The organism is Aphanothece hegewaldii CCALA 016, assembly GCF_003007785.1.
GTDB lineage: Bacteria > Cyanobacteriota > Cyanobacteriia > Cyanobacteriales > Microcystaceae > Chroococcus > Chroococcus hegewaldii.
In genome coordinates, this window is record NZ_PXOH01000006.1 from 168,034 (window position 1) to 192,647 (window position 24,614).

The following is a 24,614-nucleotide window of genomic DNA, read 5'->3' on the forward strand; positions in this document are numbered from 1 at the left end:
AAAGCAAATGTCTGCATACGAATACGATTTAGTGATTGTTGGCGGTGGTATTGTTGGAGCAACCTTAGCATCCGCTTTAAAAAATTCTGGCTTAAAAATCGCAATTATTGAAGCCCAACCATTTGATCTTGCAGCATCTAGACGGCAAGCTTATGCCCTTTCCATCCTTTCGGGAAGAATTTTGACTGGAATTGGGGTATGGGAGAAAATCGCGCCTTTTATTGGCAAATTTAGCAATATACGTTTATCGGATGCTCATCACCCTAGTATTGTTCCCTTTGCGACAGATGAGTTAGGAACAGATTATCTAGGATATGTTGGCGAACATCACATTATACTAAAAGCGTTACAAGATTTTATTCAGCACTGCGATAATATTAGCTGGATTTGTCCTGCCGAAGTGAATCAAGTCACTTATAAAGACAAGAGCGCAGTAATATCATTAAGTGTAGATGGACTCAAACAGCAACTGAAAACTAAATTAGTCATTGGTGCGGATGGGGCTAAATCTAAAATCCGTCAATGGGCTAATATTACAACGCGGGGTTGGAAATATTGGCAATCTTGTATAGCATTTACTATCAAACACCAAGCCCCCCAAAATAATACCGCGTTTGAACGATTTTGGCCGAGTGGCCCTATGGGAATTTTACCCTTACCTGATAACAGATGTCAGATCGTTTGGACAAATCCTCATGCAAAAGCGAAAGCACTACAGGAAATGGATCGCCAAGGGTTTTTAGATAAACTGAATGAATATACTCGCGGAGTATTGGGAGAAATAGAATTAGTAAGCGATCGCTATTTATTTCCTGTACAATTAATGCAGAGCGATCGTTATGTTAAATCGAGACTCGCTTTAGTCGGTGATGCTGCACATTGTTGTCATCCTGTCGGTGGACAAGGTTTAAACCTCGGTATTCGAGACGCAGCAGCATTAGCACAAGTTTTAACAGAAGCACATCAACAAGGAAAAGATATCGGAACATTAGAAGTTTTACAAAAATATGAGACTTGGCGCAAAACAGAAAATCTCGCTATTCTAGGATTTACGGATCTCCTAGATCGATTATTTTCTAATAATTGGTTGCCTGTTGTGGTGGTGCGTCGGTTAGGATTGTGGATGATGCGAAATATTCCACCCCTAAAACGGTTTTCATTGCAGTTAATGACGGGATTATTAGGAAAAACGCCCCAACTCGCACAATAAAAAAAAGATTGTGACATTACTTGAAGCTACGGTACACACTTCGTTACTCGCTTATTTGCGGGAACAAAATCCCTCAAATTGGCAACATCATCTAACGATGGCGCGAATCATTGCCCGTACCCTGCGTTTACAACGTTCTGCGGTGATCCAAACGGGAAATACAATCGCACGTTATAGTATTAGTTATCTGACTCCTGCACTTTTAGCCGATTCACCGATTATATTAGTTGTACCAAAAGAAGAACAAGAACGATTACTTAGTGTCGAAATTCCACAACTTCAAGAATGGTTACAAACGGATAAGAAAATTATAAGCAATAATCGCTGGCCTGAATCTAAATCATTTCGTGGTTTATTACTAACAACACCTGAAGACTGGTTAAATGATCGAATTAATCATCTGGGGCATTTTCCCTATGATATACCTACACTAATCGATCAAAGCGATCGTTTAGCCGAATGGACAACCCAACAATTAACAATAACTATTTCGCCCTCTGACTGGCAAACCTTACCCGCAGCAGCACAATCGATATATACTCAGTTAAATAAACTTATTCTGTCTCATCCCAAAAATCCCTATGAATGTTTTTTAGTGGATGAAACTGAAATAGCCATTTTAGAGAAGCTTCAATCTATACTCACTGATCTAGATTCTAAATCACCATTTCATCAGTATCTAGAACGCATACAAGATGAAAATAAAATTATGTGGGTATCAGTAAACCGAGAAGCAAAAGAGTTTACTTTAAATATAAGTCCTGTAGAAATAGCCAGCATCTTACAACCTATTTGGGAGAAGCAACCCGTTGTATTGATGGGAGGTTTTTTAGATAGTGAGAAAACAGCGACTATCTATCGTCAACAACTCGGTTTACCAGATGTATTATCTCTAAAATTTTCTGCAAATCAAAAAAGCGAATACATACAATTGTATATACCTGACGGTTTACCTTTACCGAATACACCGCAATTTCAAGGTATTTTATTCCAACAAATTCAAACTTTAGTTAGTCTGAGTCAAAATCGCAATGAACCGATTATTATTATTATCGAAGATGTTCCCCTAAAAGCCCAACTAGCATCTATTCTAGCGGCTGAATTTGGTTCTAGAGTTATTGTCGAAAAAAACGAAATCGCGCCTAATGGAATTTTAGTCTGTGGTTGGCAGTTTTGGCATACTTATCAAGCAAATTTTCCCATACCCCAACTGCTAATTATTGCCACATTGCCCATACCGTCGCCAGAAAATCCCCTTGTTGCTGGTAGAATTGCTTATTATAAAAATCATCGTCAAGATTGGTTTAGATTGTATTTATTACCCACTGCTTTACGAGAAATTCAACGCGCTGTTATGCCGATACGTGAGTCACAAGGGTTAGTCGCTTTATTCGATAATCGTGTGAGTTCTCGGAGTTATGGTACAAAAATACTAGATGCTTTAGAACCTTATGCAAGAATAAATTACATTGATTCTATTTTTTGGCTCTAATTATTCATGTACAAAATTAAAACATAAATAACTAATTTTATAAAAAAATCTTACATTTAACTATTTATTTATAGAATACGCCTATATCATCAAAAAAACCTTATAATACCAGCAATACAACGACTTCTTAACTAGGAGTAAATCACACGCTTCTTGATTGTTTGAAATCTGTCTGAAGGGAGATCAAGACATCTACCGTTAGGTATAAAATTAACATAAGATCTGTGGTGTGTTACAAACTCTGCTGAGGTCTGTGGCATATCTAGCGGAGAGCCAAAGATGATTAATCGCAAAACATCACACAAAAACCGCAGAAAAAACACTGGGAGTATCAGACTGCTTCCTTATGGTGTGGCATTTTTGAGCGTGACACTGGCACTGGGACTAACCCAATTGCTTTTACCGTGGATCTATCCTACAACAACGCCCATATTTTTTGTGGCCGTGATGGTGAGTGCTTGGTATGGCGGTTGGAATGCGGGGTTATTAGCTACAATTTTATCGACGCTGGCTATAAATTACTTTTTTATCGAGCCGATTAATTCTTTTGAGATTGCTAATATTGGTACAATAGCTAGGCTCAGTGCGTTTTTAATTGCAGCAGGTTTGATCAGTTCCCTAAATCAATCGCGGAGCAATGCTTTAAAAAAAAGTCAGGAAGCCCTAGAGACGTTACAGGAGACAATAGAGCGAGAACAAGAGGCGAAAGAACAGCTAGAAAAAGTGCTATCTATTACCAACGATGGGGTTTATGTCCTCGATCGCAATTGGCAGTTTACATATGTTAACGAGCGCTACTGTGAGATGATTGACATGGAGCGATCAGAGCTTTTGGGTCAGAACATTTGGGAATTATTTCCGGCTGCCGTTGGTACTGAGGCTGATCTAAAATTTCGCCTAGCCATCCGTGAACAAACACCGATCCAGTTTGATTATCTTTACGCTCCTTGGAATTGTTGGCATGACCATCGCATTTACCCTTCACCCAGTGGGCTAACTGTTTTTCTAGCTGACATCAGCGAACGCAAACAAGCAGAACTGATGCTAGTCGAACAGAAACAACTACTAGAAATGATCGCATCGGGGCGACCGCTAGATGACTGTCTTTCGGCTTTGTGTGACTCAGTATCTAAACTCAATCCAGGGACACGCGCTTGCTTTTTACTAACAGATGCTCAATGCAAGACTTTTCCGCGTTCAATAACCCCAGACTTACCCGCGTCCTTTGGTGAAGGTCTTAAGGATGCTCCGATTAATGATTTGTGTATTGGAACCTGTGGCGAGGCTGTGTATCGCGGTCAACCCATTAGCTGTACCGATATTGCGAACGACCCTCGCTGGTCGCTTGAATGGCGAGATTTATGTTTAGCTCATGGTATTTTAGCTTGTCATTCTAAACCCGTGATCGGAATCGATCAGCGACCCAAAGGGTCGCTGATGCTCTGCTTTGATGAAGCGCGAATGCCGACGGAATGGGAATATGAATTGGCTGAGTTTGGCTCTCAGGTGGCAAGCATTGCCTTTGAACGCGATCGCTCACTCCATGCCCTACGAGAGAGTGAGGAACAGTTCCGAGTTTTGGCTAATTGTGCGCCATCTTTGATCTGGGTTAACGGTATTGATGGTGGCTGTGAGTTTGTCAACCAAGCGTATCTAGATTTCTTTGGGAAAGCCTTAGAAGAGGTGCAGGGCTTTGGATGGCGACCCTATCTTCATCCTGATGACGAGGCGCGGTATGTTTCTGCCTATCTAGAAGCATTCCAAGAGCGCAAACCTTTTCGGGCGCAAGTTCGAGCCATGCAAGCCGATGGACAGTACCGATGGATCGACTCCTATGGGTTGCCTCGGTTCAGCGTTTCTGGAAACTTTCTTGGTTATGTGGGAATAAGTCCCGATATCACCGAACTTAAAGAAGCTGAAACCGCTTTAGTGAAAAGTCAGCAGAGATTACAATCGATCATTGATGCGATTCCCCATGCAGTTTGGGTACTGGGAGCCGATGGCCAATTCCATTCTAGCAATCAACAATGGCTAAATTATTACGGTATTTCCTTTGCCGAAGCAACAACCACCGCATGGAGTCAGGTTCATCCTGATGATCTTGAGACCGTTCAGCAACAATGGAAAAGGGCAATGGAAACTAGAACACCTTACGAAGCCGAATTTCGCTGGCGTTTTGCGGATGGTTCTCAACGCTGGTATCTTTGCCGTGCCGAGCCAATTTTGGATGAGTCAGGTCAAGTTGTAGAATGGCTAGGTACAAATACTGATATTACAAATATTAAACAAATAGAAGCTGACTTACAAAAAAGCCAGCGTTTTACTCAACAAGTGGCAGAAACCTTACCGGGTTTGCTATACGTTTACGATCTGAGCGAACAACGCAACGTATATATCAATCGTCAGTCACTAGAGCTACTAGGTTATACACCAGAACAAATCCACGCAATGGGATCAGAGATTACACCCCAGATGGTACATCCAGAGGATCTGCCACGAGCAATTGCATATCAAGCCGCGTTGAGTAAGGCTTCAGAGGGTGCAGTACTAGAACTAGAATATCGGGTACAACATACAAATGGTGAATGGCTCTGGTTACTATCCCGTAGTACCGTTTTTAGCAGAACACCAGAAGGAAAAGTACAGCAAATCTTAGGAGTGGCGATCAATATTACCGAACGCAAACAAATCGAAGCCGCTTTACAACAGAGTAACGATCGCTTTTATGCCGCCATGCGTGCAGTTGAAGGTATTGTCTTTGAATGGAACATACAAACCCAAAATGTTTATCGCTCAGAGCGGTTGTTTGAGCTTATCGGAGTTCATGCCGAAGATGCGCCACCGACCCAAGAATGGTGGGCTGATCGGGTGCATCCCGATGACCTGAAACGGATTGAGGCTGCCTTTCCAACGGTTATAGCAAATAGCGATCGCTATGAAGGCGAGTATCGTGTACGCCATGAAGCGGGTTACTGGGTGGATGTGTGGGAAAGAGGTTATTTACAGCGCAATTTACAAGGAGAACTGATCGGGGTTGTTGGTTTTACAACCGATATTAGTGAACGCAAACGAGCCGAGGAAGCCTTACGCGAAAGTGAGGAACGGTTCCGCAATTTAGCCGATAATATGTCTCAGTTAGCATGGATGACCGATGCCACTGGCTGGATTTTCTGGTATAATAAGCGCTGGTTTGAATACACAGGAACAACCCTAGAAGAAATGCAGGGTTGGGGATGGCAAAAAGTACATCATCCTGATCATGTTGAGCGCGTCGTTGCACATTTCCGCCACTCCATAGAAACAGGTGAAAGCTGGGAGGATACTTTCCCGCTTCGCAGTCCAGATGGAACTTATCGCTGGTTTCTCTCTCGCGCCCTCCCAATTAAAGATAATGAAGGAAATATTATACGCTGGTTCGGCACAAATACCGATATCACCGAGCGCCGAGAAATACAACTCCAGCTACAGGAACAAGCGCAACTCTTAGCAAAACGTAATCAAGAACTGGATCAATTTGTTTATGTCGTCTCCCACGATCTCAAAGCACCCTTACGAGCGATCGCTAATCTCTCCCAGTGGCTTGAAGACGATCTTAAAGAGCAACTGAAGGAAGAAAATCAACATCAGTTGGAGCTTTTGCGTCAGAGGGTATATCGTCTAGAAGCCTTTATTGATGGTCTGTTGGCTTATTCGAGAGTGGGTCGTACTGAGGTCGTTGAAGAAAAATTCAATGTCGGTGAATTGCTTTTAGAGATTCTCGATTCTCTGGCACCGCCCGTTAATTTTACCATTAAAGTTAAGCCACCGATGCCGCTTATTGTTGCTAAACGGTTGCTCTTAACTCAAGTTTTTTCTAATCTCATTAGCAACGCCATCAAACATCATCATCGCCCTGATGGACAAATTATCGTTTCTGCTACCGAAAAAGGAGACGGTTACGAATTTATCATATCTGATGATGGCCCTGGTATTGCCCCTGAACATCATGAAAAAATCTTTGGCATTTTTCAAACTCTTAAAGCCAAAGACACAAAAGATAGTACCGGAATTGGCTTATCAATTGTCAAAAAAATTCTGGAAACTGAAGGCGGCGCGATCGTTTTAGAGTCAGAATTAGGAATGGGAACTACTTTCCGTTTTACTTGGCCTAAGCAACCCCAAACCCTCAAAGACGATACGGCTAACCTCGTTCAGATTTAGAATCTTTAAAGAGGCTCAAATTATTTCTATCCTCAGATGGTGATGAGAGAGATTAATCTTTTGCTAGATTAAGACTGTAGCAATAGGGATTACTGTTATGCCTTGGTCTTACACCGATTATCCGATCTCACTCAAGAATCTGACACCCGAAGTACGAGACAAAGCGATCGATATTGCTAATGCCCTGTTAGAAGAGGGTTATGACGAAGGGCGTTCTATTGCGATCGCCACCGCACAAGCCGAAGAATGGGCCGAACGTCGCGGCAAACCCATTAAAAATCTACATAGTACATAATGAGTATAGCTGTAGGGGTTTGGTCACCAAACCCAACTTATGAGCATTTGGTTTGTAAACCCAACTAAGGAAAAACCATCAAACGCATCGGATGTAGTTGAATTTGCCAAGGAAACGGACGAGCTTTTAACTTAAACCATTTTTCCTGAAAAACTTCGGCTTGGATATGATAATCTTGCAAGCTAGTCGGAGCCGAATTGAGCTTAAGATAAAGAGTAACGCGGTGTTGTGTCTCACTTGTTGCGGCTAACCAACAAGGGAAAATATTTTGCGGCGTTGTGGTTTCTTCCACGTCAGGAAAAATAAACTGATGAGCGCGAATTCCTACGCACCCTAAGTATTTTGGAATGGGTTCAATAGTTTCTAATGTACATTCCCAGTCGGTGGCTATGAGTTGCCCAGAATTTTGAATCACCGCATTTGAGAAGTTTTTACATCCCGTAACTTGTGCCGCCCTTGCACTTTGTGGATGCTCAAAAATCTCTTGTTTTGTGCCTTTAGAGATGATTTTTCCTTGATCGATGACTAACAAATCAGAACAAACTCGATATGCTTCTTCAAGGTTATGGGTGACAAAGAGAGTAACGCCAGAATATTCGCTGAGACTGACTCGTAGGAGTTTTTCGAGTTGATCGCGTAAATAGGTATCTAAAGCGGAGAAAGGTTCATCTAATAATAGAATATCAGGACGACTGGCTAAAGCGCGGGCAAGGGCGACACGTTGCTGTTGTCCCCCAGAAAGTTCGTGAGGATAGCGATCGCTCATTCCCGTTAATTGTATCGCAACTAAACGTGATTCGACTTCCTGCTTTATCTCAAGAGAAGAAAGTTTTTTTGGTAAACCAAAGGCAATATTTTCAGCAACCGTTAGATGAGGAAAAAGAGCATAATTTTGGAACAAAAAACCGACACGACGTTCTCGCACCGATAAATTAATCTTACGATCACTGTCAAATAACGTTTTATTATTAAGGATAATCCGTCCGCGATCGGGTTTTGAGAGTCCAGCAATACAGCGTAAAGTCATGCTTTTCCCCGATCCTGATGCTCCCAGTAATCCTAATGGCTGATTATTGACATTAAAAGCCATATCTAGAGCAAAATAGGATAATTGCTTGTGAATATCGACGATTAATTCTGGCTCAAAATTTGATGGAGAGATGGGCAGAAAATTAGGGATAGATGGGTTAGAGGGTTTGGAAACCAAATTCCTACAGCGTTTACGTTTTTTCCTTGTCCATCCATCATCAGAATAATACTCGACAGCCATCATAACACTTAAAGATATTCCCAAAATCAGCAAAACCCACACTAAAGCTTGATCCATTTCCCCACCTTCAGCAGCAAAAAAAATCGCAATAGGGATAGTTTGGGTTTTACCCGGAATACTCCCCGCTAACATCAAAGTTGCACCAAATTCTCCTAAAGAGCGGGCAAAAGAAAGCAAAACGCCCGAAATAATGCCAGGTTTAGCCAAGGGTAAAATAATTTGCCAGAATACTCGCCATTCCGACGCGCCTAATGTTCTCCCACAAGCAATCAAATTAGGATCAATTTGTTTAAATGCTCCTAATGCTGTTTTATACATCAACGGAAAAGCAACAACTGTAGCCGCGATCACCGTAGCATACCATGTGAATATAATATCAATATTCAACTGTTCTAAGAGTTTTCCAAAAATTCCATTTTTACCCAATAAAAGTAGTAATAAAAAACCGACAACCGTCGGCGGTAATACTAAAGGTGAGGTTAATATTCCATCAACTAAGCCCTTACCAATTCCTCGATAATCCAACATCCAACGAGCGGCTATTACTCCTAAAAAGAAAGTAATTATAGTAGCAACGGATGCAGTTTTAAGAGAAATCCATACTGGCGTTAAATCTAAATTCATATGGGAGTGAAGCCGTATTTTCTAAAGATATTTTTAGCTCTATTACTAGATAAAAATTCTACATAATCTTTAGCATCATTGATATTTTTACTATCTTTAATAACCGCAACAGGATAGATAATCTGTGAGTGGGATTTTTCGGACGCGGTTGCTACAATTTTGACATCATCTGAAGTTTTAGCATCAGTTAAATAAACAAATCCTGCATCAACATTTCCTGTCGCCACATAACTTAGAACTTGACGCACATCTTTAGCATAAATTACTTTATTTGTAACTTTATTTAATAAACCTAGAGACGTGAGAACTTCTTGAGCATATTGTCCAGCAGGAACACTTTTAGGCTCACCCATCGCTATTTTTTTAGTTTTATCAGTAGCTAAATCTTGAAAACTTTTAATGGTTGTATTAGATTTCGGGACGATTAAAACCATTTGATTTTTAAGTAAATTTTTCCGAGTTCCATCAAGTAATAATTTTTTATCTTGTAATGCGTCCATTTGTTTTTTAGCAGCAGAAATAAAAACATCGACGGGCGCTCCTTGTTCGATTTGTTGCTGAAGTGAACCCGAAGAACCAAAGTTATAGATTAAGCTTATCTTTCCTTTTTCTTTTGTATAAATTGGTTTGATTTCTTCAAGTGCATCTTTGAGACTTGCGGCGGCTGAAACAAGGATTTCATTTGGCGCACTATAAATTATAGAAGGTGTTAAAAGATAACTGCTAATAATTAAACAAAAAGGAAGCAGAAAAAAACACAGAAAACGAATCAATCTATAATTAAACATTAATAAATCCTTTTGATGTTGTTTTAATGTAGGGGTTTGGTCTCCAAACCCAACTCAATATAATATAATCCAAAATTTACCAAAAATAATTTTTTTTAAATGTTAAATTTATTCTGGTATTTGACACATTAATCATTAAAAAGGTTTGGAAACCAAACCCCTACTTGATTATCATCAAAAATATTTGCTATTTTGTTACATTCAATACAGACCAAATCATCTAAACTCTTTTTCCCATTCTTCATCCCAAGGATTACCGCCAATTTCTAAACCACATAAATCAGTTTTTGCATTAATAATTATTTTTCCTGTGTTATCAATTAATTCTAGAATAAGTTTACCTTTTGTGGTATCTCGACAGCCAAATTGTAAACCATTTTCAGTGGGAATTCTTAGCCAAGTTCCTGTTTCTTGAGTGGTTCCCAATAGTTTAACAGTATAATACTCATTTCGTGCTTGCATTTCCCATTGTCCCCAAGGTTGTACTCGCCAACTAAACTGAGAATCAAACACCCCAAAAGCATAGAATTGAGCTTGATAATGAATCCCAATTAAACCGACTAATTCAGTCCACCATAATACTTTTCTGTTAGTCCCAACAGCCGTTAAAGTTAAATCAGATTGCTCACTAAAACTATTACAATTAATCCAAAACCATTTTTCAGGAAAAGAATGACCCCAATTTTTTTCAGCATAAAAAGGAGCATCTAAAAACTCATAACGTTGATTGTTCCATTCTATCCAACCATAAGCTAATCCATGTGCGGTTAAAACTTGCCATCCTGGATCTGCTATAGGTAAATAAGATAACCATCCCGCAGTCGCTTTTTGCGGTAAATTGGGATTACCCCAGCCATAAATCGGTTTAACTTCATAATACCAGCGACAATCTTTTCCTGTGCCTAGATCTCGTATATAACCTTGATGTAGAGTGGATGTAGCCTGATAACCTTCTTGGATATCTCGTGCAAAGATGGGAGGTTGTAACAGTTGTGGACGTATTTTTAAATCCGTTTTGCGCCAGTGGGCTAATTCTAATCTTAATCCAGATGCCCAAAATTGATTTACCTTTGGCATACTTCGACAGATATACTGTTCATTAATGCCTAAAATTTGGACAGCCCCACCACTGATAGACTCACCTCCAATTGGATCTTCAATAGAATACATAAAAGCAAAAGATTGTTTTTCTATCGGTAAGGTAACTCGAAAATACCAACCCTCAAAGAAACGGGGATCTTTATTATTCCAATGATAACCAGCGTGAGGGGTAATTGTGCGATCGTTCATATATGACTTAAGACTCAGGACTGTAACAAATTTTTTCACTAAGATAATAATGATAAATATCTAATCAAAGACCGCGCAACCCAACTATGGCAGATCCAAACCCAACGAATCAACAAAATCTTGATGCAGTGATCAAAGATATCGAAAAGCTTATCTTAAATTTACAGCAAGCCAGTGAATCAGTTATACCAAGAGTACACGATTTTGTTGAGAAAGGAACTGAAAGAGTTGGTCAAATTGTAACACCAGTTGTTTCTCATCCTTGGGTTAAATATGCGACTAAAGTACCTGTAATTAAATGGTTAATGGCCATTTTGGGACAAGTTGATATACAAAAAGTTAAGCAAGATGTTCAAAAACTACAACAAGAATATCCGTTAGAAAAACCCGATCAATTAGCCCAACGTATTATTAAAACAACCGTTTTGCAGGCGAGTGGCGTAGGTCTCATTACTAATTTTATACCTCCTTTAGCCCTAGCTTTATTACCACTTGATTTAGCCGCAGTAACCGTATTACAAGCGGAAATGATCTATCGTATTGCTGCTGTTTATGGGTTTTCCATTGAAGATCCCACAAGACGCGGTGAAATTTTAGCGATTTGGTGGCTATCGACAAATAGTTCTGGTTTTGTTAAAGCCGGATTTAGTATTTTTGAAATTATTCCCGTTGTGGGTACTTTTGTCGGTGTTGCTAGTAATGCTGCTTTGTTAACCTTGGTGGGAAATGTTGCGGGTAAATACTATGAAGAAAAGTTAAAACATTTAAAAAATGATATTTCAATAAGTTAATTAATATTGTAGGGGCTTGGGATCAGATATTTATTCTGGCTGTAGCGGCCAAGTAAAGCGGAAAGTTGCTCCCTGAGCTAACTGTGATTCTAAAACAATTAAACCGCCTTCGGTTTCAATAATTTTCTTAACAATTGATAAACCGATTCCAGTGCTTTCGGGTACTTCTTGTCCTCTAAGGGTTTGGAAAATATCAAAAACTCGCTGATGATTTTCAGGAGCAATACCAGGGCCATTATCGGAAATCGAAAACTCGTAATATTTTCCTTTTTGAGTTGCTTTAATTTCGATTAGTCCATCTGAGCGATCGTTGTGTTTGATAGCATTACTAATCAGATTAGAAAACACCTGAGATAGCAGCAATCTTTTAGTAAAAAGGGTTGGCATCTCTGGCTCTATAGAGATAGTAAAGGTCGATGGATGGGTGATAGAATCAATAATCTCGGCGATCAATTCGGATACTTTTACTCTTTCTGTAGCGACTTCGGTACGACCGATGCGAGAATAGGCAAGCAATCCATTAATTAGGGCTTCCATGCGAGTAACTCGACTCTGCATAAGCTGTATTTGACGCAGGTTTTCTTTATCTAGTTGCCCTTCTAAATCATCAGCAATCCATTGTGAAAGGTTAGAAATCCCTCGTAAAGGGGCTTTGAGATCGTGAGAGACAGTATAAACAAAGCGATCTAACTCTTGATTTCGTTCGATTAATTTAGCGGTGGTTTCCTCTAAAGTTGCGTTCAATTGTAATAGTTTAGCAGCTTGTTGCTGTAACTGAAGTTCGGCTTGTTTGCGCTGGCTAATATCGACGACAAAGCTAACTCCTCGACTTTGCGAATTCTTAAACATTACGCCGCCTAGCAGAATAGGAACGCGCTTTCCATCTTTACGGATATATTCTTTCTCTAAAGCCTCAGAATACTGCTGCTGCCGCATTATATTTAAAGAAGTTTCACTTCTGTCTATTTGTTCGGGTGGTGTCATAGCTCTCCAGTTCACGCGTCCTGCTTGCAAATCTTCACGGCTGTAGCCCACCATATTAAGAAACGCATCATTAGCATCGAGAACCGTGCCGTCTGTATCCCAGAACATGACTCCAAGCAAGTTCAGTTCGACAAGTTGCTTAAGATGAGCTTCGCTTTTTAGCAAGGCTTCTTCGGCTTGTTTGCGTTCAGTTAAATCTAGAATAAACGCTACCGATTCGATTCTTGCCTCTCCAACTAAACTATAGCCCACAAGCACTGGAACTCGGCTACCATCCTTGCGGATATATTCCTTTTCATAGGGAATACAAGCCCCTCTAGCTCTTGCCTCTGCAATGCCCAACTCATCTAGGTGTAAAAACTCTGGTGGTGTGATATCGATCCAGCGAAGTTTTCCTGCTTCGAGATCCTCCCGTGTATAGCCGACAATCCTCAATAGTTCGTCATTAGCTTCCGCAATGTTCCCGTAGATGTCACCGTAGAGAATACCAACGACACTAGCCTCAACAAACCCTCTTAGTTTTGCTTCATTGGCTGCGATGATGGCTTCTGAGCGTTTGCGATCGCTGATGTCTTGAATTAACCAACGAAAGCCAACAATCTGCCCTTGAGCGTTGCGGATGACAGTTCCCGTAATTGCAACTACAATTTGATGTCCCGTTTGATTTTTGATGCTCAGTTCATCAGTTTGTAGCTTTTGTACCTGAGTTTGCTCAGATAATTCGTAAATTAAATTTCTAAAAGCTTGACTATCCGAGTCAAAAATGTAGTTTGTTAATGGTGTGTTGATCAAAAAGCGTTGCTCAATCCCAACTAAATCGGCGATCGCTCGGTTAGCTTCTTGAATAATTCCTTTGGCATCAGTCACTACATAACCATCGGGTGCAAAATTAAACAAATCTTGGTAACGGTATCCTTCTGCTTCTGCGCGATCACGAGCAATTTCTAATTCTTCATACTGTTGACGTAATTCTTCTTCGGTAATCTGAAGTTCCTCTAAAGTGGTTTGCAAGTTTTGATTACTTTGACGCAGGGCTATTTCTGCTTGTTTACGATCGCTGGTATCAAAGAAAATGCCAATGAACCGTACAGCTTTTCCCGTCTCATCATAGAGAAACCGCCCAAATTCACTCAACCACCGAATTTCTCCGTTATCAGCGCGAATAATTCGATATTCTGTACTGTAGAGCGATCGCGTCTGTTCTGCCTGTTTAATTGCCTGTAGCACAGTTTCTAAGTCATCTGGATGAACTCTGCTGCGCCACATCTCATAAGTAGCTTCACCGCTCGATACGGGTTCATAGCCAAACAAGGTAAAATGGTTGTGTGACCAGATAGCTTGTTCTGTTTGTAGATTGATATCCCAAGTCGCCATCCCTGCATTGTTGATAGCCAAACTGATGCGTTCTTGACTATCACGCAAAGCAAGGCTTACTTGTTTGCGATCGGTGATGTCAATGGCAGCCCCATAAATTACTTGTTCTTCTGGATAAGGCTGGGCGTTCCAGAGTAACCAGCGATATGAGCCGTCTTTGTGGCGATAACGGTTTTCAAATGCAAATGTTTCATTACCAGAGAAAAGATTGTCGGCTTCTTCTAGAGATGGGTTGATGTCATCTGGGTGAACAAAATCAGTCCAAGGACGAGATAACATTTCGTCTACCGTCCAGCCGAGGAAGCGTTCAAAAGACGGGCTAACCCATTGAAAATAGCCGTTATTACCCGTGATCACTTGCAAATCTGAGCCAACGGCGAGAAATCTCTCTCGTTCCTGCTCAAATGTGATGGTACAGAATACGCCACCCACTCGCTCATCATCGTCTATTAAAGGACTATAAAAAAAAGTCAGGTCAGCTTCTTCTAAATGAATATTTTGCGATGATTTGCCTTCATTGAACACGGTTTCTGCTTGCTGTCCAATAATACCCCAATCATCCGCCCACACAACAAAGGCAGATTGACCCAAAGCTTGAGGATGACGTTGACCTAAAATAGTGGAGTAAGCATCGTTGTAAAAATGAGTCATTGACTTTCCCCACCAGACACCCATCGGATAAGGGGAACCTAACATGATGCGGATCGCGGTTTTCAGACTTTGTGACCATGTTTCAAGCTGCCCCACTGGTGTAGCCGACCAATCCTGCGATCGCATCAATTTGGCCATCTTGCTATCGCCAATAAAGATGATTTCAGCGATACTGGAATTCATCTCATAGGTCACAATTATAGCTCCCAAATCAAGACTCTAATCATCCATCAATCGAAAACTTTCGTTTATTTAACAATATCCATTTTAAATTGATTTACCTTGAAACATTCGTTCTGTCAATGTTTTTACGACAATATACAAAATTGGCACAATAAATAAACTCAAAAATGTCGCAATGAGCATACCTCCAAAAACGGCCGTACCCAAGGTTTGACGACTTCCTGCACCTGCACCAGTAGCAATGACTAAGGGAAAAATCCCGATTAAAGTCGATAAAGCAGTCATTAAAATGGGTCGTAAACGCTCTTGTGCTGCTTCTAATGCGGCTTTAGCAATGGGTAATCCTTCGTTTCGTAATTGATTGGCAAATTCTACGATTAAAATTGAGTTTTTACTAGCCATTCCTATTAGCATAACTAATCCAATTTGGCAATAGACATCATTGGCAAATCCTCTTAAAGATTGCGCTACTAAGGCTCCCATAATTGCCAGAGGAACCGCTAGCATGATAATAAATGGATCGATATAGTTTTCGTACTGGGCTGCTAAAACCAAAAAGACGAATACTAAGCCTAAACTGAAAATAATCGGGGCTAATCCTGCTGATTCTAACTCTTCTCGCGTTGTTCCAGACCATTCATAACCAAAACCGGGCGGTAAGATTTCCTGTGCTAATTGTTCCATACTTTGAATCGCTTGCCCAGAACTAGAACCTTGTGCAGCACTCCCGTTAATTTCTATGGCACGGAATAGGTTAAAGTGAGTAATATTCTGTGCGCCAGTTGTGGGAGTAAGGGTTACTAGATTGGATAACGGGATCATTTGATCTGTGGCTGATCGCACATACAATTTAGTAATATCTTCGGGTTTAGAACGATATTTTTGATCAGCCTGTACATACACTCGATAGGTTCTTTGTTGTAGGGTAAAGTCATTAACATAAGATGCACCTAACGCCGTTTGTAGGGTATTAAAAACCTCATCTACAGAAACTTGTAAGGCTTTGGCTTTATTGCGGTTGACATCAATTAGATATTGTGGACTATTAGCCGTAAATGTGCTGAAAACCTGTTGTAAACCTGGGGTTTGATTCGCTTTACCCAAAAGTTGCCCCATCGATTGTACCAAAGAATTAAGATCCCCATTAGCTCGACGATCTTGCAATTGAAAGACAAATCCGCCAAAATTACCTAAACCTTGTATTGCGGGTGGGTTAATGGGAAAAATTCGGGCTTCAGGAATACCCATAAATTTACCGAAAAGTTGCCCGATAATTGCTTGTGCGGTTTGTTGTGGTTGTCGGCGTTCTTTAAAAGGTTGAAGTGTGGAAAAAATAACGCCTTGGTTTGGAGTATTTCCACCAAAAGCAAAACCACCCACCGCGAAAACCCCTTTAATTTCGGGTACACTCAATAATTCTTTTTCGACTTTTTCCATCACTCGGCTTGTATATTGCAAAGATACGCCTTCAGGTGCTTGAATGATGGTGATAAAATAACCTTGATCTTCTTCGGGTAAAAAAGCGGTTGGTACTTTTAGATATAACCAAGCTGTAAAACCTAGTAAAAGAACGAATAAGCCGATAATAATGGATTTAAAACGAGATAAAGAAAAAAGCGATCGCTGATATTTCCTTCTCGTAAATTCTAACCCATCATTAAACTTGCCTAACGGGACTGCCATCCATCTAGGTAATTGTTGCCCTTGACGTAAGAGTAAGGCACACAGAGAAGGAGTGAGAGTTAAGGCGAGAAATGTCGAAATTAGAATCGAAAAAGCGATAGTTAAGGCAAACTGTCGATATAATGCCCCTGTTGTTCCTGGAAAAAAAGCAACGGGTACAAACACCGCCATCAACACTAAAGAAGTTGCAATAACCGCACTCGACAACTCACTCATCGCCCGACTTGCTGCTTCAGAAGGGTTCATGCCTTGTTCTTGAATATAGCGGCTAATTTGTTCTACAACAATAATCGCATCATCGACTACCATCCCCGAAGCAAGGGTTAAACCAAACAAGGTTAAGCTATTAATCGAAAAATTGAGGGCTTTAACAAAGGCAAAAGTTCCAATTAGGGCTAAAGGTATGGTTAAAGAAGGAATTAAAGTAGTACGCCAGTCCTGCAAAAAGATTAAAATGACTAAGACGACTAAACCCACCGCCATCAACAGAGTATTTAATACTTCAGCCATTGATTCTTCGACAAATTCCGTCGTATCAAACGCCACCTCATAGCGAATATTTGGAGGAAAGCCATTTTTAAGCTTTTTCATCTCATTTTTGACTTTATGAGCCACATCTAAGGCATTTGACCCCGGAAGCTGATAAATACCTAATCCGACGGCTTCTTTAGCCTGATATCGCAAGAATGAACCGTAATCCTGCGCCCCTAATTCCGCCCGTCCCACATCTCTAAACCGAACTAATGCACCATTTTCATCGGTTTTCAGCAATAAATTCTCAAATTCGCTCGGATCAGTTAATTGGCTCACTGCACGTAAGTCAAACTGATATTCTTGCCCAATGGGTGCGGGTTCTGCCCCTAATTTACCTGCCCCTACTTGTATATTTTGTTCCGAAAGCGCGTCAATAACATCCTGTGTAGTTAAATTGCGACTGGCTAAACGGTTGGGATCTAACCACAAGCGCATCGCGTAACGTCTTTCCCCAAAAATACGGACATTTCCAACCCCTTCGACTCTTTTTAGCGCGTCTACTAAATATCGATCCGCGTAATTACTGAGAAAGATATTGTCATATTCATTGTTATCACTGAATAAACCAATCCCCAATAAGATGTTATTCGATTCCTTACTGACTTGTACCCCGCTACGCTGTACAGTATCAGGTAATTGAGGTTCAACGATCGCTACTTGATTTTGAACATCAACTGCGGCTAAATCCTTGTTACGGGTGGAATCAAAGGTAACGGTGATACTACTGGTACCACTATTACTACTACTAGAACTAATATACTTAAGACCCTCTACGCCGTTGATTTGTCGTTCGACGATACTGGTAACAGCATTTTCTACAACTTCGGCACTCGCACCATCATAATTTGCTGTGACCTGAATTTGAGTAGGACTAATATCGGGAAATCGTTCAATGGGGAGCAAGAAAATACTAATTGACCCCACCAGTAAAATAATGATGGCGCAGACTGAGGAAAAAACGGGGCGTTTAATAAAAAAATCAACAAACATAATTTAGACTCTATTGCGGCATGGGTTGAATGGGTACGCCATCAGCGACATTAAGTAAACCTGCTGTGATGATTGTTTCTCCAGCTTTTAAGCCTTCTAAAACTTGATAATTATTCCCTTGTAAACTGCCAAGCTTGACAGAACGTTGTTTTGCGATCGTTTGTTCGGGTTTTCCTTCGGTTGCGGGTACTTTTTGAGCCACATAAACAAAGGTTTGTCCCCCTAAACGTGATATTGCTGCCGTTGGAACTAAAATTCCTGTTTTGCGATCCCAAATCACATTCGCTTCAATAAACTGACGGTTCAATAATGAGCCATTAAGATTCGAGATATCGGCTTTGGCTAAAATTAATTGTGAACTGGAATTAACATCGGGTGAGATAAAATTAATCTTCCCTGTAGCTGCAACTTTACCTTGAGGGTCTAGAATTTCTACAGGTAAACCAAGTCGCAGTCTAGGTGCTTGTTCTAAAGGAATTGAAAGATTGATCTCTAAATCATCATTAGTGGTTACCGTAGTTAGTTCATTAGTATCATCTACATAATCGCCGATTTTGGTGGGAATATCGCCGACTGTTCCTGAAATTGGAGCAACAACCCGTGTTTTATTCACATTAACTTGTGATAGTCGAACTTGTGCGGTGGCTTCTGCTACATCGGCTCGTCCTTGGGCTATTTCTTCAACACGAGAACCACTTTCAATTCGTCTCAGGTTTTGGGCTTCTCGTTCCACACCAGCAGCTAATTCATTAATATCCGACTGTCTTCCTTTAGATAGTTCACTAATTCGGCGTTTTGCTTGGTTCACGGCGGCGTTAGCATTACGCTGTATGGTGAGGTATTCTTGATACTGATCCTCGGAGATTGCGCCTTCTTGGCTTAATGTACTGTAACGCTTGACTCTTTGGTTGGCTAAATCTGCACTCGCTTGGGCGGAGGCGAGTTGAGCTTGAGCTTGAGCAATTTCTTCAGAAGGTGCGCCCGACTTGGCATTAATTAAACGCGCTTGGGCTTCTCTAACTCTAGCTTGTGCTTCTGCGATATCTTCTACTCGGTTCCCTTTTTCGAGTTGTGCGAGTCTGGCTTTAGCATTTTCGAGTTTGGCTTTGTCTGATAAAAGTTGCGCTTCTAAATCTTCGCTATCGAGTCGATAAAGAACTTGTCCCGCTTGTACGCGATCGCCTTCTTTGACTAAAATATTACTAATGCGTCCTGCTACTTCCGATTTAATGGTTACAGCACGATTAGCCTCTAAGGTTCCCAGAACTTCGGATTTGTCTTCTACTGTTCCTGTTTGAACGGTCATCAATTTAACGGGCATAGCTGGCGGTTGACCTGCTAAAGTTTGATCATTACCCGCATTTTGACTCGTTTTCCAGCTATTCCATCCCCAAACACCGCCGATCGCTAATAAGATAATCCCTGCAATCGGTAGCCATTTCTGACTTTTATTAGCTGCTGGGTTTGAGGGTTCTGTCTTAGATGACTCCCACGACTGAGATTGATTTAATGGCTTGGGATCTTGCATATTCCCTCAGTTGACAACGCAGAGTTAGGAATTGTTTTACATTCTAATACATTTAGCAATATAAGTTTTGTAAAAAATTTTGTAATATATTGTCAAATCAATGTTTTTTGTGCTAGGCAATCAAAAACGGTGGAACCTGCCGAAAATTCCTACAACCATCTACCGCTTAATTTGAAATAAATTTAGCATCCCACACTTGATTATTTTTTTTCTTAATTAAGACAATTCTCAATAATGAGATGAAGTTAGTCAACTCAAAATCTTGGCAAAATGTGCTTATAAACCATCTATAGTCTATTTTTTCGGCTTTATAGCCTAATGAATGCTCTCGGTATTAATGATAATATTTATTATTAAATAGCTCGACTCCGCTATACTATTTGATAATTCTGACATCATCGCTTAAAGGTTTAGCCCTAAGACCAGCCGATTTTTGTAGCAATTTGTAACAAAAATAAAAAGATCTATCTTTTTCATGATGAAAATGGAAAGCTAAATATGTTAGTAACTTCTGGGGAAAAAACGTCAATGTCATTACCCGATGTCGTGTGGTTAAATACAAGTACGAGTTTGCAGTGCTTCGCTCAACCGTTGTTAGCTCGTCTGTCCCATCAAGTCACTCTAGCTCAATGGAACTATCAGCAAGATCCAGATAAAGGTTGTTCCTTTGATGAGGCGATTTTTCAACTTCATCAATATATCAGTACATTAAAGCAACCCGTTCATCTAATTGGTCATAGTACCGCAGGATTATTAGGACTTTTTTACACTCGTCGCTATCCTGATAACGTCAAATCTTTAACCTTGTTAGCAGTAGGGAATAATCCGGCTGTAGATTGGCAATCCCATTATTATGCACATCGTCCTTTGATGAACCGTCAAAAGCTCTTAAATGCGATGGTTTATAATTTGTTTGGTTATCAAGATAAACAAACTCTCCAAGATTTAATCACTATTCTAGAGCAAGATTTAGAATCTTCACTATCACCTAACTCTCTCTTTAGACAGATGAACGTCTTACCTGGTGGTGTATCAGTCCCCTTAATGATTTATGGTGGTCAAAATGATCTTATTGTTGAATTAGAAGCTTTACAAGGTTGGCAACCTTGGTTAAAAGCAGAAGATCGTCTATTAACCTGTTCTGAAGGACGACATTTCTTTCACTTTTTCCAAGCTTCACAGGTGGGCGAACAAATCCTTAAATTCTGGAACAATTTTTCTCAACCTAACTTGACAAAAGATCCTAGTTTATGCAATGTTATACCAAAAATATAATATCTCATCAAGATAAATAACCTAACTGACGACGAACTTCAAATAGAGCGATCGCCACACTTACTGATAGATTTAAACTACGGACATTGGGTTGAGCCATTGGGATATAAACCAAGTTATCGCAAGCAGTAAGGATCTCTGGGGGTAAACCCTCCGTTTCACTGCCAAATAATAACCAATCATCATCTTGAAACGGATATTTGATATAAGATTCGGTGCCACGTACACTAAAACCGATCAAACGTCCGCTGTGTCTTTTGTGATGATTTTGGAAATCGGTGACAGTCGGATGAAAGTGTAGGTTAACATATGGCCAATAGTCTAACCCTGCCCGTTTGAGATAGCGATCGCTGATTTCAAATCCTAGGGGGCCAACCAGATGTAATTCTGTCCCCGTAGCGGCGCAAGTTCGAGCGATATTACCCGTATTCGGTGGTATTTGAGGATGAACTAAAACAACACGAGGCATTGACAGTAATCAGTAATCAGTAAACAGTAATCAATCAAAGCTGATCAAAGTTAAGCGACTAATAAAGGTTCACACAATTTATGTTCTAGCTCTAATTCTTCATGATCAAGGGTTTGAATCGCTTGTATCATAATTGAACGAACATCTAAACCTTTTTCGTAGTCTTTTAACCATTGTTGTGCCGAATTTCCCTCTCTAAGAATCTTTTTCACTGGAGAGAGAAAACAGCTAAAACCTTTCTCTTTAGCAATGGGTAGCACTTCCTCATAAAGTTCTGTAATCCAATCTTTAGCTAAAATTGGTCTACCATCTTTCCAATGTTTTAACTCAGCATCCAAACTATTTTTAGCCGCAGAACGCTCATTATCCCGTGTTAGAGTGATTAAATCTTCGCTTCTTTTCTCGCTTAAAATTAGTGGATCTAGCTTAGGATCGGCTAAAAGTTGGGTTAGACGGGCTTCTAGAAGGGCTGATATTGCTAAAAGAGTAATTGGATTAGTCACTAAATCACAGATTCGTAATTCCAGACGATTTAGATTATAAGGGCGATTGTTGCCATTTGGTCTAACCGATGACCACAAATGCCGAACATTTTGCATCGTTCCTAGTGTAATTTGTTGTTCTGTCCATCGAATAAAATGGGCATGACTTTCAAATAATGGAACATAGCTAGGGGTTTGGGGAAAAACCGACCAACGAGTAGAATGATAGCCTGTTGCTTGTCCATCCAAAAAGGGAGAAGATGCACTAAGGGCTAAATATAATGGTGCTTCTAGGCGAACTAGACGACAAGCTCGGATTAATTGTTCGTGATCACTAATACCGACATTAATATGAATGCTTGCGGTAACGACTTTTGTGCCGTAAGTTTGCTCAATATAGGTATGATAGGGATTACCAGGATCGGAGCGTTCAAAATGGTCACTACCTCCAGTGGATAGAGTACTACCAGGGATGAGGGTATAGTTTCCTAACTGTTTGAGATATTGTCTGAGTTGTCGTCGGGGTTTGAGAAGCGCACATAAAAGACGATCGTAGTTACAGAATGGGGCGGTAGTGTATTCTACATTACGGCTGTCGGGTTCTCTAACAAAGCCATCTAGATCTTTAACAATGCGATCGGATAAACCAATAATTTGACCTTCGGGTGTACTTGTATAGATTTCGACCTCAAAGCCTTTAGATAGAAGCACGATGATAATTCCTCGCTTGCGAGTAAGAAAGCCTAAAAGTTTACAAAGGATGGCAACTAGACTAGCTCTATCTTAAAATAGTTTGTCATGAAAAAGTACGGGGGCAATTTGAATAACAAAACAATCTTAATCGTAGACGATGAAGAAGATGTACGGGCGATTACAGTGATGGGTTTAGAAATGAGTGTCAATTGGAGGATTTTAAGTGCTAGTTCAGGAAAAGACGCTTTAAAAATGGCCAAAGAACATCAACCCGATGTTATTTTACTCGATTGGATGATGCCCGATATGGATGGTCGTACAACCTTACAACATCTAAAAAAAAATCCTCTGACTCAAACAATACCAGTCATTTTAGTGACAGCAAAAGAACAAGACTCTGTTTTTAACTCAGAAAATTTAGAAATAGCTGCGATGATTTCTAAACCATTTCGCCCCCTAAAACTTGCAGAACAAATTAAAGAGGCTTTACAATGGTAAGACTTAATCCAAAATCAATCACCTAAAAGTGTTATCATAACGTCAGAGAATATAGATCGGTAGAATCGTTTGTTTTCGGTATCAGCAGAAATCCTATGTCGATTATTGAAAGGCCGCTCTCCGAATGTTAGTTCTCCATTCGTTATGATTCAGGAGAAAAAAAATGTCAATATACATCGGCAATTCAATTGAGATTAACGAAAAAGAGATTAACCAAAAAGAGATTACAGATGTTTTTGCAGAGCATGGAAGTGTCAAGCGAGTACTTAACACCTCCATACATTTACCATTCGCTCAAAAAGTTAACTAAGCAAGAAAACGTGAAAATAGCGGTCAAGTGAATAGTTTTCTGCTTGAATTATCGTTATTAAACAAAATTATCTGATACACTGCCGATTATCGCTCTTTATTGCGGATCACCCGAATTCTATAGGTCAATTCAATTAATTTTGTGAAAGACTTAGAAAAAGCGATCGCAAATTCTCCAGAACTTTTTAATTGCTGTTATGAGGAAATAATTGTGGCAAAACGTAGAAACCCCAAAAAAGAAAAAGCGCAACGTAACTTAATGTATGCTCGTCAGTTTCGTCAGAATTCCACTAGGACTACTGGCAGAAATTCTTCACGTCAAAAGCGTAGGGAATCCTAAAAACGTGAATTATTAACAAGTAGGGTGGGCAATGCTCACCTTATTTTATTCTAATCGTTTTTTCATCTTCTCCGGATCTTCCCGATTCTTTTCTAAGCTTTGTTTAGAAAGGATGGAGGGAAGTCTTTATGTTAGATGCTACCCTAAATATAACCCAAGAAAATACTCTGCTTTCGGCGATATTTCCCGTAAACATTGAAAATAATATTGAGCAATTCCATTCATCTTTATTAGCTGATTCGGTTTCTCTACATCTCCAACCTATTCAAGCAAAACCTTTAACATTAGATACACCTATTGTATTAACAATATTTGCTGATTGGCTTGCCCATTTACGAACTAATCAAGCATTAACCGATGATTTTGATCAAAGAGATCAGCATGATTCTTTATTAAACAAAAAGTTTTTTCAAAATCGATACAGCAAAAATACAGAAGACTCATTATTATCCGAGTACATCGATTATGAGTACACAAGTTTTTCTATTGATGATAATCTATTGTGTTATTCAGATTCTTTGAATTGACCATAGCTAAAGTTTTTGACGTTTGATTCGGTGATTATAGAGATGTTCAAAAGCAGCATCTCTATTTTTTTTTGAGTTTATTTTTTATCTTCCCTAGTTCTTCTCGATTGATTTGTAAATTAATACTAGAAACG

At 40.0% G+C, this 24,614-nt stretch carries 17 protein-coding genes; 9 read left to right on the plus strand and 8 right to left on the minus strand.

The window, feature by feature from the left end; genetic code table 11:
* Positions 1 to 7: 7 nt before the first annotated feature.
* The 4 genes from C7H19_RS08030 to C7H19_RS08055 all read left to right on the plus strand — a co-directional run bounded on the left by C7H19_RS08030 (position 8) and on the right by C7H19_RS08055 (position 7,197).
* A complete protein-coding gene (locus tag C7H19_RS08030; protein WP_106456358.1) occupies positions 8 to 1,210 on the plus strand; it encodes an FAD-dependent hydroxylase in 1,203 nt (400 codons plus the stop codon).
* A 10-nt stretch (positions 1,211 to 1,220) separates the two neighbouring features.
* On the plus strand, positions 1,221 to 2,702 hold the full coding sequence (locus C7H19_RS08035) for a helicase C-terminal domain-containing protein (protein ID WP_106456359.1): 1,482 nt from the start codon (positions 1,221 to 1,223) through the stop codon (positions 2,700 to 2,702).
* 279 nt (positions 2,703 to 2,981) lie between these two features.
* On the plus strand, positions 2,982 to 6,902 hold the full coding sequence (locus C7H19_RS26300) for a PAS domain-containing protein (RefSeq protein WP_219907612.1): 3,921 nt from the start codon (positions 2,982 to 2,984) through the stop codon (positions 6,900 to 6,902).
* Between the two features lie 97 nt (positions 6,903 to 6,999).
* A complete protein-coding gene (locus C7H19_RS08055; RefSeq protein ID WP_106456360.1) occupies positions 7,000 to 7,197 on the plus strand; it encodes a DUF2188 domain-containing protein in 198 nt (65 codons plus the stop codon).
* Between the two features lie 64 nt (positions 7,198 to 7,261).
* Here C7H19_RS08055 and modB read toward each other — a convergent pair whose 3' ends face one another.
* The 3 genes from modB to C7H19_RS08070 form a co-directional block, all read right to left on the minus strand.
* The gene (modB, locus tag C7H19_RS08060; protein WP_106456361.1) at positions 7,262 to 9,091 is read right to left on the minus strand and encodes a molybdate ABC transporter permease subunit; all 1,830 of its coding nucleotides are present in this window, start codon (positions 9,089 to 9,091) and stop codon (positions 7,262 to 7,264) included.
* Positions 9,088 to 9,879 carry a molybdate ABC transporter substrate-binding protein gene (gene modA / locus C7H19_RS08065; RefSeq protein WP_106456362.1) on the minus strand — a complete coding sequence of 264 codons (792 nt, stop codon included), beginning with the start codon at positions 9,877 to 9,879 and terminating at the stop codon, positions 9,088 to 9,090. The genes modB and modA overlap by 4 nt, the downstream gene beginning before the upstream one ends.
* Before the next feature lie 216 nt (positions 9,880 to 10,095).
* Positions 10,096 to 11,169 carry a tocopherol cyclase family protein gene (locus C7H19_RS08070; RefSeq protein WP_106456363.1) on the minus strand — a complete coding sequence of 358 codons (1,074 nt, stop codon included), beginning with the start codon at positions 11,167 to 11,169 and terminating at the stop codon, positions 10,096 to 10,098.
* Between the two features lie 86 nt (positions 11,170 to 11,255).
* On the opposite strand from C7H19_RS08070, the gene C7H19_RS08075 reads away from it, so the two are divergent.
* Positions 11,256 to 11,960 carry an EcsC family protein gene (locus C7H19_RS08075; protein WP_106456364.1) on the plus strand — a complete coding sequence of 235 codons (705 nt, stop codon included), beginning with the start codon at positions 11,256 to 11,258 and terminating at the stop codon, positions 11,958 to 11,960.
* Positions 11,961 to 11,990: 30 nt separating this feature from the next.
* Here the strand turns inward: C7H19_RS08075 and C7H19_RS08080 are convergent, their stop codons facing one another.
* The 3 genes from C7H19_RS08080 to C7H19_RS08090 all read right to left on the minus strand — a co-directional run bounded on the left by C7H19_RS08080 (position 11,991) and on the right by C7H19_RS08090 (position 19,887).
* Positions 11,991 to 15,152, minus strand: a complete 3,162-nt coding sequence (locus tag C7H19_RS08080) for a PAS domain-containing sensor histidine kinase (protein WP_106456365.1) — start codon at positions 15,150 to 15,152, stop codon at positions 11,991 to 11,993.
* An 84-nt stretch (positions 15,153 to 15,236) separates the two neighbouring features.
* Positions 15,237 to 18,359 carry an efflux RND transporter permease subunit gene (locus tag C7H19_RS08085; RefSeq protein ID WP_106456366.1) on the minus strand — a complete coding sequence of 1,041 codons (3,123 nt, stop codon included), beginning with the start codon at positions 18,357 to 18,359 and terminating at the stop codon, positions 15,237 to 15,239.
* 10 nt (positions 18,360 to 18,369) lie between these two features.
* On the minus strand, positions 18,370 to 19,887 hold the full coding sequence (locus C7H19_RS08090) for an efflux RND transporter periplasmic adaptor subunit (RefSeq protein WP_106456367.1): 1,518 nt from the start codon (positions 19,885 to 19,887) through the stop codon (positions 18,370 to 18,372).
* A 498-nt stretch (positions 19,888 to 20,385) separates the two neighbouring features.
* Between C7H19_RS08090 and C7H19_RS08095 the strand changes: the two genes are divergently transcribed.
* A complete protein-coding gene (locus tag C7H19_RS08095) occupies positions 20,386 to 21,162 on the plus strand; it encodes an alpha/beta fold hydrolase (protein ID WP_245927375.1) in 777 nt (258 codons plus the stop codon).
* A 7-nt stretch (positions 21,163 to 21,169) separates the two neighbouring features.
* Here C7H19_RS08095 and C7H19_RS08100 read toward each other — a convergent pair whose 3' ends face one another.
* Entirely contained in the window at positions 21,170 to 21,631 is a 462-nt protein-coding gene (locus tag C7H19_RS08100) for a tRNA (cytidine(34)-2'-O)-methyltransferase (protein ID WP_106456368.1), read from the minus strand.
* Between the two features lie 50 nt (positions 21,632 to 21,681).
* Positions 21,682 to 22,824 carry a glutamate--cysteine ligase gene (gshA, locus tag C7H19_RS08105; protein WP_106456369.1) on the minus strand — a complete coding sequence of 381 codons (1,143 nt, stop codon included), beginning with the start codon at positions 22,822 to 22,824 and terminating at the stop codon, positions 21,682 to 21,684.
* A 108-nt stretch (positions 22,825 to 22,932) separates the two neighbouring features.
* Between gshA and C7H19_RS08110 the strand changes: the two genes are divergently transcribed.
* The 3 genes from C7H19_RS08110 (at position 22,933) to C7H19_RS08120 (ending at position 24,480) form a co-directional block, all read left to right on the plus strand.
* Positions 22,933 to 23,304, plus strand: coding sequence for a response regulator (locus tag C7H19_RS08110; protein WP_245927376.1), 372 nt, complete (start codon positions 22,933 to 22,935; stop codon positions 23,302 to 23,304).
* A gap of 451 nt (positions 23,305 to 23,755) precedes the next feature.
* The gene (locus C7H19_RS08115; RefSeq protein ID WP_106456371.1) at positions 23,756 to 23,953 is read left to right on the plus strand and encodes a hypothetical protein; all 198 of its coding nucleotides are present in this window, start codon (positions 23,756 to 23,758) and stop codon (positions 23,951 to 23,953) included.
* A 128-nt stretch (positions 23,954 to 24,081) separates the two neighbouring features.
* The gene (locus C7H19_RS08120; protein ID WP_106456372.1) at positions 24,082 to 24,480 is read left to right on the plus strand and encodes a hypothetical protein; all 399 of its coding nucleotides are present in this window, start codon (positions 24,082 to 24,084) and stop codon (positions 24,478 to 24,480) included.
* Positions 24,481 to 24,614: the final 134 nt, after the last annotated feature.

What these genes read in the sequence shown, in the direction of transcription:
- C7H19_RS08030 (WP_106456358.1), top strand. Translation starts at nt 8, where the DNA reads ATGTCTGCATACGAATACGATTTAGTGATTGTTGGCGGTGGTATTGTT.
- C7H19_RS26300 (WP_219907612.1), top strand. Translation starts at nt 2,982, where the DNA reads ATGATTAATCGCAAAACATCACACAAAAACCGCAGAAAAAACACTGGG.
- C7H19_RS08055 (WP_106456360.1), top strand. Translation starts at nt 7,000, where the DNA reads ATGCCTTGGTCTTACACCGATTATCCGATCTCACTCAAGAATCTGACA.
- modB (WP_106456361.1), bottom strand. Translation starts at nt 9,091, where the DNA reads ATGAATTTAGATTTAACGCCAGTATGGATTTCTCTTAAAACTGCATCC.
- modA (WP_106456362.1), bottom strand. Translation starts at nt 9,879, where the DNA reads ATGTTTAATTATAGATTGATTCGTTTTCTGTGTTTTTTTCTGCTTCCT.
- C7H19_RS08070 (WP_106456363.1), bottom strand. Translation starts at nt 11,169, where the DNA reads ATGAACGATCGCACAATTACCCCTCACGCTGGTTATCATTGGAATAAT.
- C7H19_RS08075 (WP_106456364.1), top strand. Translation starts at nt 11,256, where the DNA reads ATGGCAGATCCAAACCCAACGAATCAACAAAATCTTGATGCAGTGATC.
- C7H19_RS08080 (WP_106456365.1), bottom strand. Translation starts at nt 15,152, where the DNA reads ATGAATTCCAGTATCGCTGAAATCATCTTTATTGGCGATAGCAAGATG.
- C7H19_RS08085 (WP_106456366.1), bottom strand. Translation starts at nt 18,359, where the DNA reads ATGTTTGTTGATTTTTTTATTAAACGCCCCGTTTTTTCCTCAGTCTGC.
- C7H19_RS08090 (WP_106456367.1), bottom strand. Translation starts at nt 19,887, where the DNA reads ATGCAAGATCCCAAGCCATTAAATCAATCTCAGTCGTGGGAGTCATCT.
- C7H19_RS08095 (WP_245927375.1), top strand. Translation starts at nt 20,386, where the DNA reads ATGTTAGTAACTTCTGGGGAAAAAACGTCAATGTCATTACCCGATGTC.
- C7H19_RS08100 (WP_106456368.1), bottom strand. Translation starts at nt 21,631, where the DNA reads ATGCCTCGTGTTGTTTTAGTTCATCCTCAAATACCACCGAATACGGGT.
- C7H19_RS08120 (WP_106456372.1), top strand. Translation starts at nt 24,082, where the DNA reads ATGTTAGATGCTACCCTAAATATAACCCAAGAAAATACTCTGCTTTCG.